General features: G+C 35.0%; 18 protein-coding genes and 2 pseudogenes. 12 read left to right on the top strand and 8 right to left on the bottom strand.

Annotated elements, in window-relative coordinates:
- Window positions 1-37 precede the first annotated feature (37 nt).
- From AC1PU0_RS10205 to AC1PU0_RS10195, 3 genes are all read right to left on the bottom strand, one after another.
- A complete protein-coding gene (locus AC1PU0_RS10205) occupies window positions 38-466 on the bottom strand; it encodes a GNAT family N-acetyltransferase (protein ID WP_069654426.1) in 429 nt (142 codons plus the stop codon).
- 80 nt (window positions 467-546) lie between these two features.
- On the bottom strand, window positions 547-1029 hold the full coding sequence (locus AC1PU0_RS10200) for a threonine/serine exporter family protein (protein ID WP_069654425.1): 483 nt from the start codon (window positions 1027-1029) through the stop codon (window positions 547-549).
- Window positions 1030-1070: 41 nt separating this feature from the next.
- On the bottom strand, window positions 1071-1823 hold the full coding sequence (locus tag AC1PU0_RS10195; protein ID WP_069654424.1) for a threonine/serine exporter family protein: 753 nt from the start codon (window positions 1821-1823) through the stop codon (window positions 1071-1073).
- A 231-nt stretch (window positions 1824-2054) separates the two neighbouring features.
- Here AC1PU0_RS10195 and AC1PU0_RS10190 point away from each other — a divergent pair, with 231 nt between their 5' ends.
- The 9 genes from AC1PU0_RS10190 (at window position 2055) to AC1PU0_RS10150 (ending at window position 8713) form a co-directional block, all read left to right on the top strand.
- A complete protein-coding gene (locus AC1PU0_RS10190; RefSeq protein ID WP_479998295.1) occupies window positions 2055-2753 on the top strand; it encodes a DUF554 domain-containing protein in 699 nt (232 codons plus the stop codon).
- Window positions 2754-2850: 97 nt separating this feature from the next.
- On the top strand, window positions 2851-3240 hold the full coding sequence (locus AC1PU0_RS10185) for a GyrI-like domain-containing protein (protein WP_206833926.1): 390 nt from the start codon (window positions 2851-2853) through the stop codon (window positions 3238-3240).
- A 230-nt stretch (window positions 3241-3470) separates the two neighbouring features.
- Entirely contained in the window at window positions 3471-4502 is a 1032-nt protein-coding gene (gene argC / locus AC1PU0_RS10180; protein ID WP_111247514.1) for an N-acetyl-gamma-glutamyl-phosphate reductase, read from the top strand.
- Window positions 4503-4554: 52 nt separating this feature from the next.
- Entirely contained in the window at window positions 4555-5307 is a 753-nt protein-coding gene (argB, locus tag AC1PU0_RS10175; protein WP_206849549.1) for an acetylglutamate kinase, read from the top strand.
- Complete coding sequence (locus AC1PU0_RS10170; protein ID WP_206849548.1) at window positions 5304-6491, top strand: acetylornithine transaminase; 1188 nt, start codon at window positions 5304-5306, stop codon at window positions 6489-6491. The genes argB and AC1PU0_RS10170 overlap by 4 nt, the downstream gene beginning before the upstream one ends.
- Window positions 6488-7420, top strand: coding sequence for an ornithine carbamoyltransferase (argF, locus tag AC1PU0_RS10165; RefSeq protein ID WP_206849547.1), 933 nt, complete (start codon window positions 6488-6490; stop codon window positions 7418-7420). Before AC1PU0_RS10170 ends, argF begins: the two co-directional genes overlap by 4 nt.
- A 244-nt stretch (window positions 7421-7664) precedes the next feature.
- Window positions 7665-7934, top strand: coding sequence for an IreB family regulatory phosphoprotein (locus tag AC1PU0_RS10160; protein ID WP_069634732.1), 270 nt, complete (start codon window positions 7665-7667; stop codon window positions 7932-7934).
- Window positions 7931-8359, top strand: coding sequence for a Holliday junction resolvase RuvX (ruvX, locus tag AC1PU0_RS10155; RefSeq protein WP_069654418.1), 429 nt, complete (start codon window positions 7931-7933; stop codon window positions 8357-8359). The genes AC1PU0_RS10160 and ruvX overlap by 4 nt, the downstream gene beginning before the upstream one ends.
- Before the next feature lie 45 nt (window positions 8360-8404).
- Window positions 8405-8713 carry a DUF1292 domain-containing protein gene (locus AC1PU0_RS10150; protein ID WP_010760984.1) on the top strand — a complete coding sequence of 103 codons (309 nt, stop codon included), beginning with the start codon at window positions 8405-8407 and terminating at the stop codon, window positions 8711-8713.
- 84 nt (window positions 8714-8797) lie between these two features.
- On the opposite strand, the pseudogene AC1PU0_RS10145 reads toward AC1PU0_RS10150, so the two are convergent.
- The 3 genes and pseudogenes from AC1PU0_RS10145 to AC1PU0_RS10135 form a co-directional block, all read right to left on the bottom strand.
- A pseudogene (locus AC1PU0_RS10145) lies at window positions 8798-9865 on the bottom strand (site-specific integrase).
- 154 nt (window positions 9866-10019) lie between these two features.
- Window positions 10020-10349, bottom strand: coding sequence for a hypothetical protein (locus AC1PU0_RS10140; protein WP_206849546.1), 330 nt, complete (start codon window positions 10347-10349; stop codon window positions 10020-10022).
- Window positions 10350-10373: 24 nt separating this feature from the next.
- Window positions 10374-10826 (bottom strand): hypothetical protein, encoded by a 453-nt coding sequence (locus AC1PU0_RS10135; protein ID WP_206849545.1) that lies wholly within the window; start codon window positions 10824-10826, stop codon window positions 10374-10376.
- Window positions 10827-11000: 174 nt separating this feature from the next.
- Between AC1PU0_RS10135 and AC1PU0_RS10130 the strand changes: the two genes are divergently transcribed.
- Window positions 11001-11564, top strand: coding sequence for an SOS response-associated peptidase (locus AC1PU0_RS10130; protein WP_242596565.1), 564 nt, complete (start codon window positions 11001-11003; stop codon window positions 11562-11564).
- A 179-nt stretch (window positions 11565-11743) separates the two neighbouring features.
- Window positions 11744-12256: pseudogene (locus tag AC1PU0_RS10125) on the top strand (DUF6731 family protein).
- Here AC1PU0_RS10125 and AC1PU0_RS10120 read toward each other — a convergent pair.
- A complete protein-coding gene (locus AC1PU0_RS10120) occupies window positions 12253-12414 on the bottom strand; it encodes a hypothetical protein (RefSeq protein WP_206849538.1) in 162 nt (53 codons plus the stop codon). The pseudogene AC1PU0_RS10125 and the gene AC1PU0_RS10120 sit on opposite strands and share 4 nt — an antisense overlap.
- A gap of 295 nt (window positions 12415-12709) precedes the next feature.
- Complete coding sequence (locus AC1PU0_RS10115) at window positions 12710-12997, bottom strand: hypothetical protein (protein ID WP_206849536.1); 288 nt, start codon at window positions 12995-12997, stop codon at window positions 12710-12712.
- Window positions 12998-13828: 831 nt separating this feature from the next.
- Between AC1PU0_RS10115 and AC1PU0_RS10110 the strand changes: the two genes are divergently transcribed.
- Window positions 13829-14341 carry a hypothetical protein gene (locus tag AC1PU0_RS10110; protein ID WP_479998291.1) on the top strand — a complete coding sequence of 171 codons (513 nt, stop codon included), beginning with the start codon at window positions 13829-13831 and terminating at the stop codon, window positions 14339-14341.
- Window positions 14342-14418 lie beyond the last annotated feature (77 nt).

The raw sequence follows: 14418 nt of genomic DNA, 5'->3' as shown, positions 1-14418 counted from the left end.
ATTTGACTCGTAGAGTTATATCCCAGCCTTATGGAATTTATTTTTTCCACACAAGCTGATACTCCAACTCATTATGCTCGTCTATTTGCTGATTCAGTTGTTTAAATCCTTGTTTTTCATAAAATGTCACAGCATTCTGATTTTTGGCATAGACGGAAAGGCTTAACGTATCGTGAGCATGTTTCGCTTCGTTTAGTAGCTTCTGTCCGATGCCTCTACTACGATAGCCATTTTTCACGAAAATTCCAGCAATATAATGTGCATTCATCCCTAGAAACGCAATAATTTCATTGTTTTCACAATAAACATAAAGATCAGCTTGAGGCAGTTGTTCTCTTACGAACGCAAGATTACCTTGCCAGTATGCTTCTGGAATAAAAGGGTGTGCATCACAATTAGCAGTTAACCAAATTTTTAATATATTTTCTAATTCAATAGCTGTTAGTGTGTCGATTTTTTTGATCATCTTTGATTCCTCCTAATGGATTATTATGAAAGACTACAAATAGCATCCATTAATTCACCTCTTGATTATACTAGTTGATACTACTGTTTCTTTTCTTCTTTTTTTCTGATCAAACTGACTATTTCACGTTTTTCTCTAAAGTTGCGAATATTATGATTCAATACCTCAGATAAAACTAATCCTAAAGCAATTGCTCCTGCAATCATGATTGCTTGCACACTAGAATAAACAGCCGTTTCGTAGTTTCCAATAACTAAATTCCTTACGGCCTGATAAGCAAGTCCTCCGGGAACTAAAGGAACCATGCCTGGGATATTAAAAATAGTAACAGGTAATTTTAGTTTTCGTGAACAAATAAAGCTAACGGCAGCAACACTTAAGGCACCCAATAAAGAGCCTAAAGCAGCATTAGCACCTAGTTGAGTGGAAAACCAATAAAACATCCAACCTGATGCCCCAGATAGACCACAAGCAATCAAAGAACGTCTAGGTACATTCGTGATAATAGCATAAGCAGCCGAAGCTAAAAAACTAAATGAAAACTGAACCAGTAAAGTGGTCATTTAAGATCCTCCAAATTCTTAACATTATATGACGATGATGCTTAATAAAATAATTGAAAAACGAAAGCAATCGCAAAACCAATCATAGAAGCCGTCATCATTGCCTCTGTCCCTCTCGAAACGCCTGAAAGATAATGGCCAGCAAGCAAGTCACGCAGGGCATTTGTCATTTGTACTCCAGGAACAAGTGGCATGACACAACCGATAATAATCATATCCTGATTGATACCTAACCCGATTTTACTGCTAAAAAGAGCCGCACAGCCGATAAAGAAAGCAGCTAAAAATTCAGAAAGAAATTTGATGCGCAAAACTTTTAAGCTGGAGTAATAAAGCATATAACCAAAACCTCCAATCAAGCAAGTCAAAGGCAAGTCATTCCAGACGCCGCCAAATAAAATCATGATTGTTCCACTGACAACGGCCGCACTAACAAATCTTATCCACAAAGGAAAAAACTTTCGTTCTTGTTCTAAGCATTTTAGTTGTTCTAAAAGTTCATCCAGCGTATAAAGCCCAGTAACATACTCTCTGGAAAGTTGATTGATTCTAGATACTTTCTCTAAATTGATCGACCGATTTAAAATTTGGACCATTCGAATGGTTGATGTGCCATCTAACCCAACGAAAAGGCCTGTTTGGGTGACGTAGCTAACAAGGCGATAATCTCCTGATGCTAAAGCAATTCGGCTCATTGTATCTTCTACACGATACATTTCAGCATCACTTTCTAGCATGATTTTCCCAGCTAGCAAACACGTTTCTAAGACTTTCTCTATGTCTATCGTTGCCATTTATTTTCCTCACTTTTATGTTCTATTCACTTCTATATGATTAGTATAGTTGATTCTGCTTAGAAAAAATAGCATGGAACGATAAAAAGATCCTTCTCTATCAAGCAGATTGCACAAATACAAAAAAGCCTCGCTATTGTAAGAATAGTTAGATAGTATAATATCACTTTTCCCTTTCTTATCGTATAATAATAAATGTGTAGAAATAAAGAATGATTGGGATGAAAGAAAATGATTTTATTAGGATCTTTAGTCAATGGGATAGCGATAGTTTTTGGAAGTTTACTTGGTGCTGTTTTACGTAATATTTCGGAACAAATGAAAGATACTGTAACGAAAGGGATTGGTCTAGGCGTTTTAGTATTAGGTATTCAAATGGCTTTTAAGACTTCTTCTTTCATCATGATCATCATCAGCTTGTGTTTGGGTGCAATGTTGGGTGAAGCGATAGGGATTGAGGATAAGATGAACGATTTTGGTTTGAAGCTAGAAAAACGCTATGCAAAACCCGGTAGCAATTTTGCCGAGGGGTTTGTGACTGCATCGCTCATTTTCCTAATTGGCTCGATGGGGATTATTGGGGCAATTGAGAGTGGTTTCACAAATAACCATCAAACATTGTTTACAAAAGCTGTAATGGACGGTTTTATGTCGATTATGCTGACTGCTACATTAGGTGTGGGTGTTCTTTTTTCTGCAGTGCCTGTTTTTCTTTATCAAGGGGTGATTGCTGTATCTGCCAGTGTTTTGATGCGGTATATTCCAAAAGAGCTACTGGATTTGTTGATGGGGGAAATAAGTGCGATTGGTGGCTTGATGATTTTTGCAATTGGTTTAAATATCACTGGTATCTGTAAAATCAGAGTATCCAATTATTTGCCAGGAATTCTTATTTTAATTGGCATTATCACAGTACAGTACTATCTGTGATCAGCATAGAAATTTTAAAAGTTGAATGAAATGTTGACAGACAGTTGTCAGCATTTTTGTGTTACGCTCATTTTACAAATGTAGAGGAGTGAAAGAAATGACGATTCAATTAGCAGAAAAAATAATCAAAGGCAAGAAAATCCGTACCAATAATCATCGTTTAGACGAAATCATTACTTTATGGAATAAGGTTCCAGAGATGCAGTTAGAAGGAGAATTTTTTGCTGTTTATTCAAACTATGAAAGCAATTTCGAAGGAGATTATGATTTATTGATAGGAAGTGAGAGAGCTAATTTTCCTGAAAGTTCGATTATCTTTACGGGTCAGTACGTGGCAATACCTGTAAAAGAGTCCAGTCCAAAGGGTGTAGGAGAAGCCTGGCAGAAGATTTGGAAAGACGAAGCGTTAGAAAAAAGGCGTACGTATTTGTCAGATGCAGAACACTACAAAGCAGATGGAACAATTGCGATTTATCTTTCTGTATAATGCTACAAAAGAAGGCCAAAAAGGTTTTTTAAAGTCTGGAGAAAAGCTGAAAAAACTACTTTCCAGACTTTTTTATTCAACAAAAAATGAATACATCGTCATTTTTGTGCATAATTATTTGATTTTATTCAATAATTTAATAAAAAACCATTGACTTGTTTATCAGGAACCCATATAATATGAAAAACAGTACTTGTTGGATAAAAAATAAAAGAAAAGATGTGAAGCAAGTGAAGGTCTCAATTATTGGTGTGACAGGGTATAGTGGGTTAGAGCTTTTACGATATCTTAAGCAACATCCGTTTGTTGAAGTAAGTTCTATCCATAGTCATTCAGTGAATAAAAAAACTTTAGAGGAAATCATCCCTCATTTGAAACAACTTATTTCTTTACCATTAGAAAAAATTGATCCAGATGACATTATGAGAAAAAGTGAGTTAGTGTTTTTAGCAACTCCTTCAGGGATATCAAAAGAGATAGCGATCCCTTTTATCGAAGCTGATTTTCCTGTGATTGATTTATCAGGAGATTTTCGGTTAAAAGAAGTTGGTGAATATAACACTTGGTATGGAGCTGACGCAGCATCAATCGAGAGTATCCAAAAATTTGATTACGGTTTGGCTGAATATCGAGAAAAGCCACAAGCAAAATGGATTGCTAATCCTGGATGTTATGCTACGGCGGCAGAATTATCTTTGGCTCCATTATTAAAAGAGAATAGGTTGATTTTGGATTCTATCGTTATAGATGCCAAATCTGGTGTTTCAGGCGCAGGGAAAGGGCTATCTCAAACAACTCATTTTTCTGAAACACATGACAATATGTCTCTGTATAAAATGAATCGCCATCAACACATTCCAGAAATTGTCCAACAGTTAAAAAAATGGGCACCAGCTCTTTCGGCAATTCAATTTTCAACTTCGTTGATTCCAGTAACTAGAGGTATTTTCTTAACAGCATACGCTAAATTGAAAGAACCGATTTCTGACGAGAAGTTAGTTCAGATATATCAAACACATTTCGAAAAAAAGCCGTTTATACGGATTCAAGAGGTTGGTCATTATCCTGTACTTAAACAAGTAATTGGCTCGAATTATTGTGATATTGGGCTTGCCTATAATCCCAAAATGAACATGATCACGATTGTAACAGTGATTGATAATTTAGGGAAAGGTGCAGCTGGACAAGCAATCCAAAATTTAAATATTTACGCAGGATTTGATGAGCAATGTGGTCTAGAGTTGTTACCGATTTATCCATAAAAATTGAGTACTAAATAAAATGAAGGTTAAAAAAATAGGGGGAGCGGTAATTATGAAAAAAGTCATTGTTATCAAGATGGGTGGAGTAGCCAGTGATAATTTAACAAAATCATTTTTTGAGCAAGTCGATCAATGGCAAAAAGATGAAAATGAAGTTGTGATCATTCACGGCGGTGGGCATTATATCTCCGATATGATGCAACGCTTAAATGTGCCAGTAGTGATGCAAGATGGTCTGCGGGTAACAACGGAAGAGACATTGAAAATTACCCAAATGGTGTTGATAGGTCAGGTACAACCGACGATTACCAGTCACTTTCAACAAGAGGGCTTTTCGGTCGTTGGATTGAATGCTTCTTGTGGTCAAATTATTACAGGTACATTCTTGGATAAAAATAAATTGGGATCAGTTGGGAAAGTTGAACAAATAGAAACGGAATTATTAGAGCATCTACTTGCAACCAAGCATATTCCAATCATTGCGCCTTTAGGATTGACAAAAAAAGGCGAATGGTTAAATATCAATGCAGATCATGTAGCCTGTAAAGTAGCAGAAGAACTACAAGCTGAAAAATTATATTTATTAACAGATGTCCCAGGTGTGAAAAAAGAAAACCAGTGGCTAAAAGAACTTTCTACCAACGAAATTGCTACCCTTAAAACAGCTAAAATCATCAAAGGCGGAATGCTCCCAAAATTAGAAAGTGCAGTAACGGCAATTAAAGGTGGCGTTAAAGAAGTTCATATCACAAATCAAATTCAACATGCTGGAACTATTATCAAGTCCAAGGAGGTCGTTGCATGAGCCATTTATTTCCAAACTACAAAAGAAAAGAGTTGACGTTGATCAAAGGGGATAAAAATAGGCTGACTGATCAATCTGGAAAAAATTATCTTGATTTTACTAGTGGTATTGGCGTTGCGAATTTAGGGTATAATGATCCTAAACTAAATCAAGTATTAGTCGAGCAATCCAAGCTACTATGGCATACACCAAATTTATATGAGAATCAGCTACAGGAAGAAGTAGCTAAGAAGTTAGCAAATGGAAAAGAATATGTTAGCTACTTTTGTAATAGTGGCGCAGAAGCGAATGAAGCAGCCATCAAATTAGCCCGTAAAGCAACTGGAAAAAGTAAAATCATTACTTTTATAAATTCATTTCATGGTCGCACATACGGTGCCATGAGTGCGACAGGTCAAAAGACTATTCATACTGGTTTTGAACCGTTAGTTCCTGATTTTGTTTATCTACCCTTCAATGAAATCGAGCCATTAAAAAATGAAATCGATCCACACACTGCTGCAGTCATGTTGGAATTGATTCAAGGAGAGGGTGGTGTCTTACCAGCGGATGAGTCTTGGATTCAAGCGGTACAGTCTCTTTGTAAAGAATATGGAGTCTTACTGATTATTGATGAAATTCAAACTGGGATCGGCCGCACAGGTAATTTTTATGCACATGGATATTATCAGATCGAGCCAGACATTTTTACTTTGGCGAAAGGCTTGGGGAATGGGATTCCTGTTGGGGCAATGGTTGGTAAAGCTAATTTAGCAGCATTTTTTGGACCTGGTAGTCACGGGTCAACATTCGGTGGAAACAATTTAGCAATGAGTGTTGCCAGTATAGTTGTTGAGCGTATCAATCACCCAGATTTTTTGCAAGAGGTTCAGAATAGAAGTCAACAACTATTTACTGGTTTAAATCAATTAGCAGAAAAAAATAAGCTGATCAAAGCGGTTCGTGGCAAAGGATTGATGCTTGGGCTTGAATTTTCGGATCAAGAGACGTTAAATGTGATCTTAGATCAATTAGAAATAGAAGGATTACTTGCATTAAAAGCCGGTCAAACGGTGTTACGTTTATTACCACCATTAACCGTCACAGAAACTGAAATAGATGAAGGGGTAATGATCATTGAGCATGTTTTAAACAATTTAGCCTCCCGAACATTGCTTTCAAAAAAGGAGATCGATAACGAATGAATACCATGTACGGTAAAAGTATTTTAAATCTAACAGAGTTAACTAAAGAAGAATTTCTATCAACTATTGAACTAGCTGTAGCGATAAAAGCGAATCCAGAATCTTACCAGGGAATTTTAGCTGGAAAAATAATCGCGATGATCTTTGAAAAAAACAGCACAAGAACGCGGGTTTCTTTTGAAGCTGGAATCATTCAGCTTGGTGGTCAAGCGATTGTTTTAGATTCTAAAAGCACGCAAATGGGCAGAGGTGAGCCTGTCAAAGATACAGCAAACGTATTATCTAGTTATGTCGATGCTATCATGATTCGAACCTATTCAGACAAAATGGTAGCTGAACTAGCAGCAGAAGCATCCATTCCGGTTATTAACGGCCTAACAGATGACCATCATCCTTGCCAAATACTAGCCGATTTTCAAACAATTTATGAACAAAAAGGGAAGCTAGAAGGGATTCGCTTAACTTACATTGGTGATGGAAATAATATGGCTCATTCATTTTTGATTGGTGGAAGTTTGGTGGGAATGGATGTTACAATTGCAACACCTAAAGGATATGGACCGAAAGCAGAATTTGTAGAGGTCGCCAAAAAGAATGCAGAAATAAGTGGTAGTAAGATCCACATTACCCATGACCCTGAACAAGCGGCAAAAAATGCGGATGTTTTAATAACCGATGTCTGGGCAAGTATGGGAGATGAATCCGAGCAAAAGAAACGAGAAGAAATTTTCAAAACGTTTCAGGTCAATAACCGATTAGCTATTCAAGCAAAAAAAGATTACTTGTTTTTACATTGTCTACCAGCCCATAGAGGAGAGGAAGTGTCAGCCGACATTATTGATGGGATCCACTCTGCTATTTACCAAGAAGCTGAGAATCGTCTCCACGCTCAAAAAGCGCTGATGGTCAAACTCATGGCAAACCTATAACGAATAAAACGACTCTCGACGATTTTTCGTTGGGTGTCATTTTTTTGTTTATACCGTTATACAATCAGATAGACAAATGAAATGAAAGGGAAAATGTCTTTATTTATCCTATAATCAGCTAAATTCCTCAAATTTAAAGAAAATCTTTAATATATAGCAGAAAATGTTAAGTTTTGTTTGTAGTTTCTGCTTGTTTTTAGTAGAATGAAACTGTATGAATAGAATAGAAGTGAGGTGTAGATAAATGGGTTTTACAGATGAAACTGTACGTTTTGATTTTGATGACAGCCGTAAGAAGGAAGTAAGTGAGACTCTGGCTACTGTATACAAGGCTTTAGAGGAAAAAGGATACAATCCAATCAATCAGATTGTGGGCTATTTGCTTTCTGGAGACCCGGCCTACATTCCTCGTTACCAAGACGCTCGAAATTTGATTCGTCGTCATGAACGAGATGAGATCATGGAAGAGCTGGTTAAATATTACTTATCTAATCATGGAATCACTATTCGATGAGAGTAATGGGACTTGATGTTGGCTCTAAGACAGTAGGAATTGCTGTCAGCGATCCGTTTGGTTGGACGGCTCAAGGCGTGGAAATCATTCGAATCAATGAAGAGAAAGAAGAATTTGGTTTTGAACGTTTAGCGGAATTAGTCAAAGAATATGAAGTAACTCGCTTCGTTGTGGGTTTACCAAAAAATATGAATAATTCGATTGGTCCTAGAGCCGAAGCATCAATGGCCTACGGCAAGACAATCGAAGAGATGTTCCAGATTCCTGTTACGTATCAAGATGAGCGTTTGACCACGGTTCAAGCAGAACGGATGTTAGTTGAGCAAGCAAATACATCCAGAGCAAAAAGAAAAAAAGTAATAGATAAAGTAGCTGCTGTCATGATTTTACAAAACTATTTAGACGGTGCTAGTAATAAAATTTAATCGACTTGTAATAAAGCAAGTGTAAGATAAAAGGAGAGCAAAATAATGGCAGAAGAGCATAACCATGATCACGATCATGAAGGACATGAACACATCACTTTAGTTGATGAACAAGGAAATGAAACATTATACGAAATTCTTTTAACAGTTGATGGACAAGAAGAATTTGGTAAAAATTACGTACTTCTATACCCAGCTGGTGTTCCAGAAGAAGAAGACGTTGAATTGCAAGCATATGCTTACATTGAAAACAACGAAGGAACAGAAGGCGAGTTACAACAAATTGAAACAGACGCTGAGTGGGATATGATTGAAGAAGTTTTCAATACATTCATGGCGGAAGAAGAAGAATAGAGTTTAAAAGATAGCTGAACCCTTGATATATAAGGATTCAGCTTTTTCATTTGTTTTAGTGAATACGTTTTTAAATACGGTTTGTTAAAAATTTAAGTGTTTCACCAATTTTTCAATAGTTTTTTCTTTTGATTCTTGTGATAAATGACTATAAGTGTCCATAGTCATTTTTATTGAAGCATAGCGCAGTCTTTCTTGTACTTCTTTCATACTTGAGCCAGATTCTAACAATAAACTAGCATGCGTATGCCTTGTGACGTGAACACCTAGAAACGGTATACCGCATTTTTCTGTGATTGTCTGCAATCTTTGATAGATACTGTGGTGAGTAACTACTTGATTGTAGATACCACAGAAAATAAGTTTAGGATCAGTTATACCAATGGTTAGCATATACTTAAGTTGGTTAATTTGCCATTTTTTAAGAGTTTTTATCGTTGTGTCATCAAGAGTAAGGTTTGCAGAACTAGAATTAGTCTTAGGATCAGAAATTATATAGCCATATTTTGTTTGGCTTAATGTTTTATCAATATTTACAAGGTTGTTTTGAAAATCAATATCATTCCAGTTCAAGGCTAAAGCTCCACTGATTCTTATACCGCTATAAATCATGAAACGCATCAACGTTTTATCGTAATCGCTTCTTTATTTGATTTCTCACGCTTAGGCATAATAATTCTTTCTAAAGGGTTTCTGTCGATCGTTCCTAGGTTCATAGCTTAATTAAAAATACGACCTGCTGAAGAGTGTAGCACTCTGTATTGATCCGTTTCTTTCGCTCATTTATTGACAATCTTTTGTGCGTGCTTAACTGTAACTTCTTTGATGCTCATTTCACCATAAACTGGCAAAATCCATTTCTTGAACTTGATTTCATTTTTCAGAAGCGTTACTTCTTTTACAGTGGTTGAATATGATTCAAACCACAATTCAAAAATTTCTTTAAATGTTTCGTTATTATTCTTTTCTAGTCCGTTTTTCTCGAGGTTGACTAGAAGCCTATTCAATTTTAGTTGGGCTTCTTTTTTTGTGCCAAAACCTCGCCTGGTTGTACGTATTTCTTTTCCAGTCTCTTGGTTGATATCCTAGATAGGTTTGGAACATCCACAGCATAGAGCCGTCTTTTTTTGTATATTGTTTGATTGTTGCCATTTACTTTCCCTCCGTTGCTAGCGTGGGGCGCTTGGTGAGGGAAATATTATAGGTTCTCATTCCGTTTATCCATCTTTACAGGCGTTGCGTGATGGGAGAGGATTTTTTAATTAAATAAAATAGCCCTCCTGAAAAAAGGAGGGCTTAAATGTATTTAGAGAGTTTGCGAAAATGGATATAATTCAGGAATTAAATTAATGGAGAAAGCTTTAATAAACGCAACAAATACTTTTTTATCAAACTCAGTAGTTTGTGGGGCTATTTTATGAGCTTTCTCTATAAATTGTTCTAGAACCAAATCGTCGTACGAGTTATTATTTAATACCTGATTAAAACCTATGAAAAGTTTTCCCTTTTGATCATTGGATATACCATGAGTTAAACACAAGAAACTAAGTGATATGGGTTTTTCCAAACTGTCACCGACATGGTCAGCAATTTCACAAAGTGCGTCATAAAATAGTTGTTCTTTATCTTTCTCCATTTTAAATCTCCTTTAAAATTAAAATTAGAAGAACCAGCTAATTCCTTCTTTAATAGCTAGCGCAATCTGAGATGCGGTACCTTTTGCTACGCCAGAGTTAACTAAAGCTCTGTATACCGCATCATAAACTGCTTGGTAAGGAATATCTGCCCATTTTAGCAAAGGATTAAGACTTGCGCAAATTTTTGCGTAATGTTTTGCAAAGTTATTAGCTACGGTCTTACCTGCAACAGACCTTACTACATTTGTTGCTAGAGTTTTATTTTTAACAATAAATTTTATAGCTCCTTTGATAATTACAGTTGCAAGACTACGGGATTGAGGACCTCTAGAATAGTCTGATTCTTTTGGAGTAGGTAGTAATTCTACTGCAGATTCAGTTGGCTCCGCATTATTAGCAAAAGCTAAACTAGGTGCAAAACAAGAACTCAATAAAGTAAATACCGACAAACTAATTAAAAATTTTTTTAATCTCATACAATAAACCTTCTTTCATTTTTTTACTCATCACGATTGAGATACTATATATAATACATTGTTTGCCAAAAGTTGTAAATATATTTTTGGTTACTTTGCAGAAAATTCATTTCTTTAGCTTAGAATTTACCCTCCTGTTAAACTTAAACGAAGAATAGATAGGAGGGAATGCATATGTGTGGTCGATTTTCTTTAGAACCTGACGAGTCAAAAGAAATATGGGATATCGTTAGAGCTGTGGAAGAAAAACATAAAGCAATCAAAACGGGCGAGATTTATCCATCTAATGATGTACCAGTGATTTATAGTCCAGATTCTGATGATATTGATTATGATGCTATGACATGGGGATTTCACGGGTTTAAAAAAGGACAGTTGCTGATCAATGCACGATCTGAAACCGTGACTGAGAAAAAGACGTTTGCCAAAGCATTTAAAAGCACACGTTGTGTATTTCCAACCACGGGATTTTATGAATGGGATGCAAATAAAGAGAAATTTTTATTTACTGAGCAAGATTCTAACGCTGTTTACTTGGCAGGATTTTACAAAAGATTTGAGGATGGTAATCGAAGTATTATTTTGACGACCGCAGCTAATGAATCTATGCAGCAGGTACATGATCGGATGCCTGTAATTTTACCTAAAGAGTTTATTGATCAATGGATATTGGACGAGGACTTTGCAGAGTCTTTTATAAAACAGAGAATGCCGCAGTTGGTTATTCAGAGAATATAAAAATTTAGGAAAAAGATAATAGGAACTAGAGTTCTTTTTTAGTCTGTGTTAAAATAATAATTTGACCTCAAGTTTATTATATATGCTATGAAAGTTAATGAAACTAATGTCTTGTTAACTTTCTTCTGGTTTAATGTAGTTAGCATATAGTAACTAATAAATATCTGAAGGTATTTTTCATGGCAATCAAAAAGGTAAAATGCGAATATTATCAAATTGTGGAAGCAAAAACTAAAGGTAGAGAAAAGATGTTTGATCTAGAAAGATGGATAAAAAAGATTGATGTTTCTCTGTATCAAAAAAACAGTCGAGGATATTATGGAGACAAGATGAGAATAGAAAACATAAAATATAGCAAGATATACAAAGTGTGATTTCTAAGATTTCTAAGAATCAGAAGCAATGACAATCCTTCCTTGTGTACAGAAGATTCTCAGAGTGATTTTTTAGAACTTGGCGATAAATATGTCAGCGAAGATGTTACTTGTTTATATGATCCATCTAATAGTGTGATTATGATACAAAAAAATCTCCATAGTGTATCTCCTGTAGGTGTCGAGACTTATATTGGCGTCACTTGGAGCGGTAATGAGATTTTGTCTTTCAGAAGAGTTTTAGATCCTTCTGCTTTTAGTAAAGCAAGAAATGCTGAATCTTGTAGAAATATAAATGTTAGATTTGCAGATGTTTAAAATATAAAGAAAACAGGCGTTTTCAAACATTCTATTTCCGCAATCCTATCCTCAACATCCACGCTCAACACCACCAACCTATACAACTCCCAACGAGCCTTACCACTATCACAAACCAATCCTACAACGTTGCCATCTAATATAATTATCTGATCCATATAAAAATCTCCTTACGATAATATACGCAAGGAGGGGAGAAAATTATTTTCTAGTTGAAAATAATTAGAATAAATTGCACTTTGGTTGAGACACTTATCTGTCAACATTATTCTCATAAAAAGGCAAAGTGTTAACATGGCGTATGGTTAGTTGTAAAAAATGACTAAACTTGTAAAATAGTTGCAATAAGTAAATGCGGTTATTAAATACAAGTAAAATTGTATAATAGTTGTAAATAATAAAAAAGCTACTGATTATCAGCAACTTTTCGCATCTCGCAACGCCTATTTTGCTTTAATTTTGATTACTTAACATAAATCGATCTAATTCGGATGTTTGATAATATGCGACGCCGCTTTCAATTGGTTCGCAATGTTTCAAGCCTAATAACTCGTACTTTTTCAACGTTGCTGCATCGATACCGTCATAATATTTTAGTGTATTTTTTTGTTTAATGAATCTCGGTTTATTCACTCGTATCTCAGCTAGTTCAGTAAACTTGTCAAAATACTTTTCAAGTAAATTAAGTAACGAGTTTTCAAACCAGTTAGAAAAAATATTGCCCGCTTTTGGATTGTTCATTGAACTTACTTCTTTCTTTTGTCTAGCTACGTATAAGTTTATACAACTTAATAATAAGCAATCAATTTATCGTTGTAAATAGTTCTTTCTATGTATAGCGCCCTACGCTAATGAGAATTGGTGAATACGATATTGAATACGACTCACATTCGATTGTTTGAAATCAGTTGATACAGTATATTTGTTATCTCTTTAAAAAGTATTAAATGACGTTAGATAAAAGTCTATGAAATACGATCGTCATTCATGGCGGAAGAAGAAGAATAGAGTTTAAAAGATAGCTGAACCCTTGATGGATAAGAGTTCAGCTTTTTTGATAGATAATTTTAAATATTTATTATTGAAGGATAAATGGATGGAATCAAACCATTGGATCGCTAGTAATGTATTTGTTTTAGTTTAATTTTAAATCAATATCATTATAATCAATACATGGATTGTTGCCGATATGCATGCCTAAAGTATACCCAACTTTTATTTTAAAGAAGCTAGAGAATAGTTTACAAATTCAAAAAATTTAGTTCCATCACCTGAATATTGTGTTGTTTCAAATTCAAACCTAGGTGTGAACGTTGTTTCGTGCAAAATATTGTTTGGGTTTTCTACAATTCTATTTCTGACTTTGTACCCACTGCCGGGATAACTATAAAAATTATTTTAAGATAAACCAAAAACTACTCATATATAATTATTTCTTCGTTAATTATAACACTCCCTTTCCATCTATATAATGTAAACTTAACTTTAAGGTAAATTTTATTTAACATCTCATTTGATTTTTATTTTACTATATGTTATATTTTATTCACATTATGATAAAGGAGTGATTTTGTGTTAAATAAACGTTTATTCATGGCAAGTTGTCTGGTAGTATTAGGATTGTTTGGGCTATCTGATTTAGTAAAGGCCGAAGAAAAACCAACAGAAAAATTAAACTATGCTGTTGTACGCGCATTGCCACTTGTACAAGAAGCCGAACTTAAAGTAGGAGAGTATGTTGAGTTTAATGTTGGAGGATTTTTTAGTAATCAACTAGCTTCTAAATTTAAAGTGAAATTTAAAATTGAATCATGTGAACCTGAAACAATTGTTGTTGACAGATTTGGTTTATATAATGGGCGTCATCAACGTTACAGTTCTTTTGCGGAATATGGCACGTATGGAACTATTGATTTTGTTATACCTGAGGATTTACCTAGAGGAGAGAACCTTGTTGGAAAAGAAAGAATCAGAGTAATGAATGTATCTGCGACAACTCTTAAAATAAAAGTAGGATTAGCTTCTGGGATTCATGTAAAGTCGCAGGAAGTGGTAAATTATAATGATATAGATTTTAAATTGTAACAGAAGAAGGAGGGAGCATAAACGCGACCTCCTTGTTTTGTATCATTTATACTTCTCACTATACAGTTAAAACAACA

This window comes from Enterococcus sp. XAF26B05_ASV22 (assembly GCF_056727285.1).
The sequence above is the reverse complement of the archived record's forward strand: the minus strand, read 5'-3'. Positions and strand labels throughout refer to the sequence as shown.

Bases quoted from the DNA above. Each gene is read 5' to 3' on its own strand.
- AC1PU0_RS10200 (WP_069654425.1), bottom strand. From the start codon at position 1,029: ATGACCACTTTACTGGTTCAGTTTTCATTTAGTTTTTTAGCTTCGGCT.
- ruvX (WP_069654418.1), top strand. From the start codon at position 7,931: ATGAGAGTAATGGGACTTGATGTTGGCTCTAAGACAGTAGGAATTGCT.
- AC1PU0_RS10150 (WP_010760984.1), top strand. From the start codon at position 8,405: ATGGCAGAAGAGCATAACCATGATCACGATCATGAAGGACATGAACAC.
- argF (WP_206849547.1), top strand. From the start codon at position 6,488: ATGAATACCATGTACGGTAAAAGTATTTTAAATCTAACAGAGTTAACT.
- AC1PU0_RS10160 (WP_069634732.1), top strand. From the start codon at position 7,665: ATGGGTTTTACAGATGAAACTGTACGTTTTGATTTTGATGACAGCCGT.
- AC1PU0_RS10120 (WP_206849538.1), bottom strand. From the start codon at position 12,414: ATGGATCAGATAATTATATTAGATGGCAACGTTGTAGGATTGGTTTGT.
- AC1PU0_RS10205 (WP_069654426.1), bottom strand. From the start codon at position 466: ATGATCAAAAAAATCGACACACTAACAGCTATTGAATTAGAAAATATA.
- AC1PU0_RS10190 (WP_479998295.1), top strand. From the start codon at position 2,055: ATGATTTTATTAGGATCTTTAGTCAATGGGATAGCGATAGTTTTTGGA.
- AC1PU0_RS10195 (WP_069654424.1), bottom strand. From the start codon at position 1,823: ATGGCAACGATAGACATAGAGAAAGTCTTAGAAACGTGTTTGCTAGCT.
- AC1PU0_RS10185 (WP_206833926.1), top strand. From the start codon at position 2,851: ATGACGATTCAATTAGCAGAAAAAATAATCAAAGGCAAGAAAATCCGT.
- AC1PU0_RS10135 (WP_206849545.1), bottom strand. From the start codon at position 10,826: ATGAGATTAAAAAAATTTTTAATTAGTTTGTCGGTATTTACTTTATTG.
- AC1PU0_RS10130 (WP_242596565.1), top strand. From the start codon at position 11,001: ATGTGTGGTCGATTTTCTTTAGAACCTGACGAGTCAAAAGAAATATGG.
- argB (WP_206849549.1), top strand. From the start codon at position 4,555: ATGAAAAAAGTCATTGTTATCAAGATGGGTGGAGTAGCCAGTGATAAT.
- AC1PU0_RS10170 (WP_206849548.1), top strand. From the start codon at position 5,304: ATGAGCCATTTATTTCCAAACTACAAAAGAAAAGAGTTGACGTTGATC.
- AC1PU0_RS10115 (WP_206849536.1), bottom strand. From the start codon at position 12,997: ATGAACAATCCAAAAGCGGGCAATATTTTTTCTAACTGGTTTGAAAAC.
- AC1PU0_RS10140 (WP_206849546.1), bottom strand. From the start codon at position 10,349: ATGGAGAAAGATAAAGAACAACTATTTTATGACGCACTTTGTGAAATT.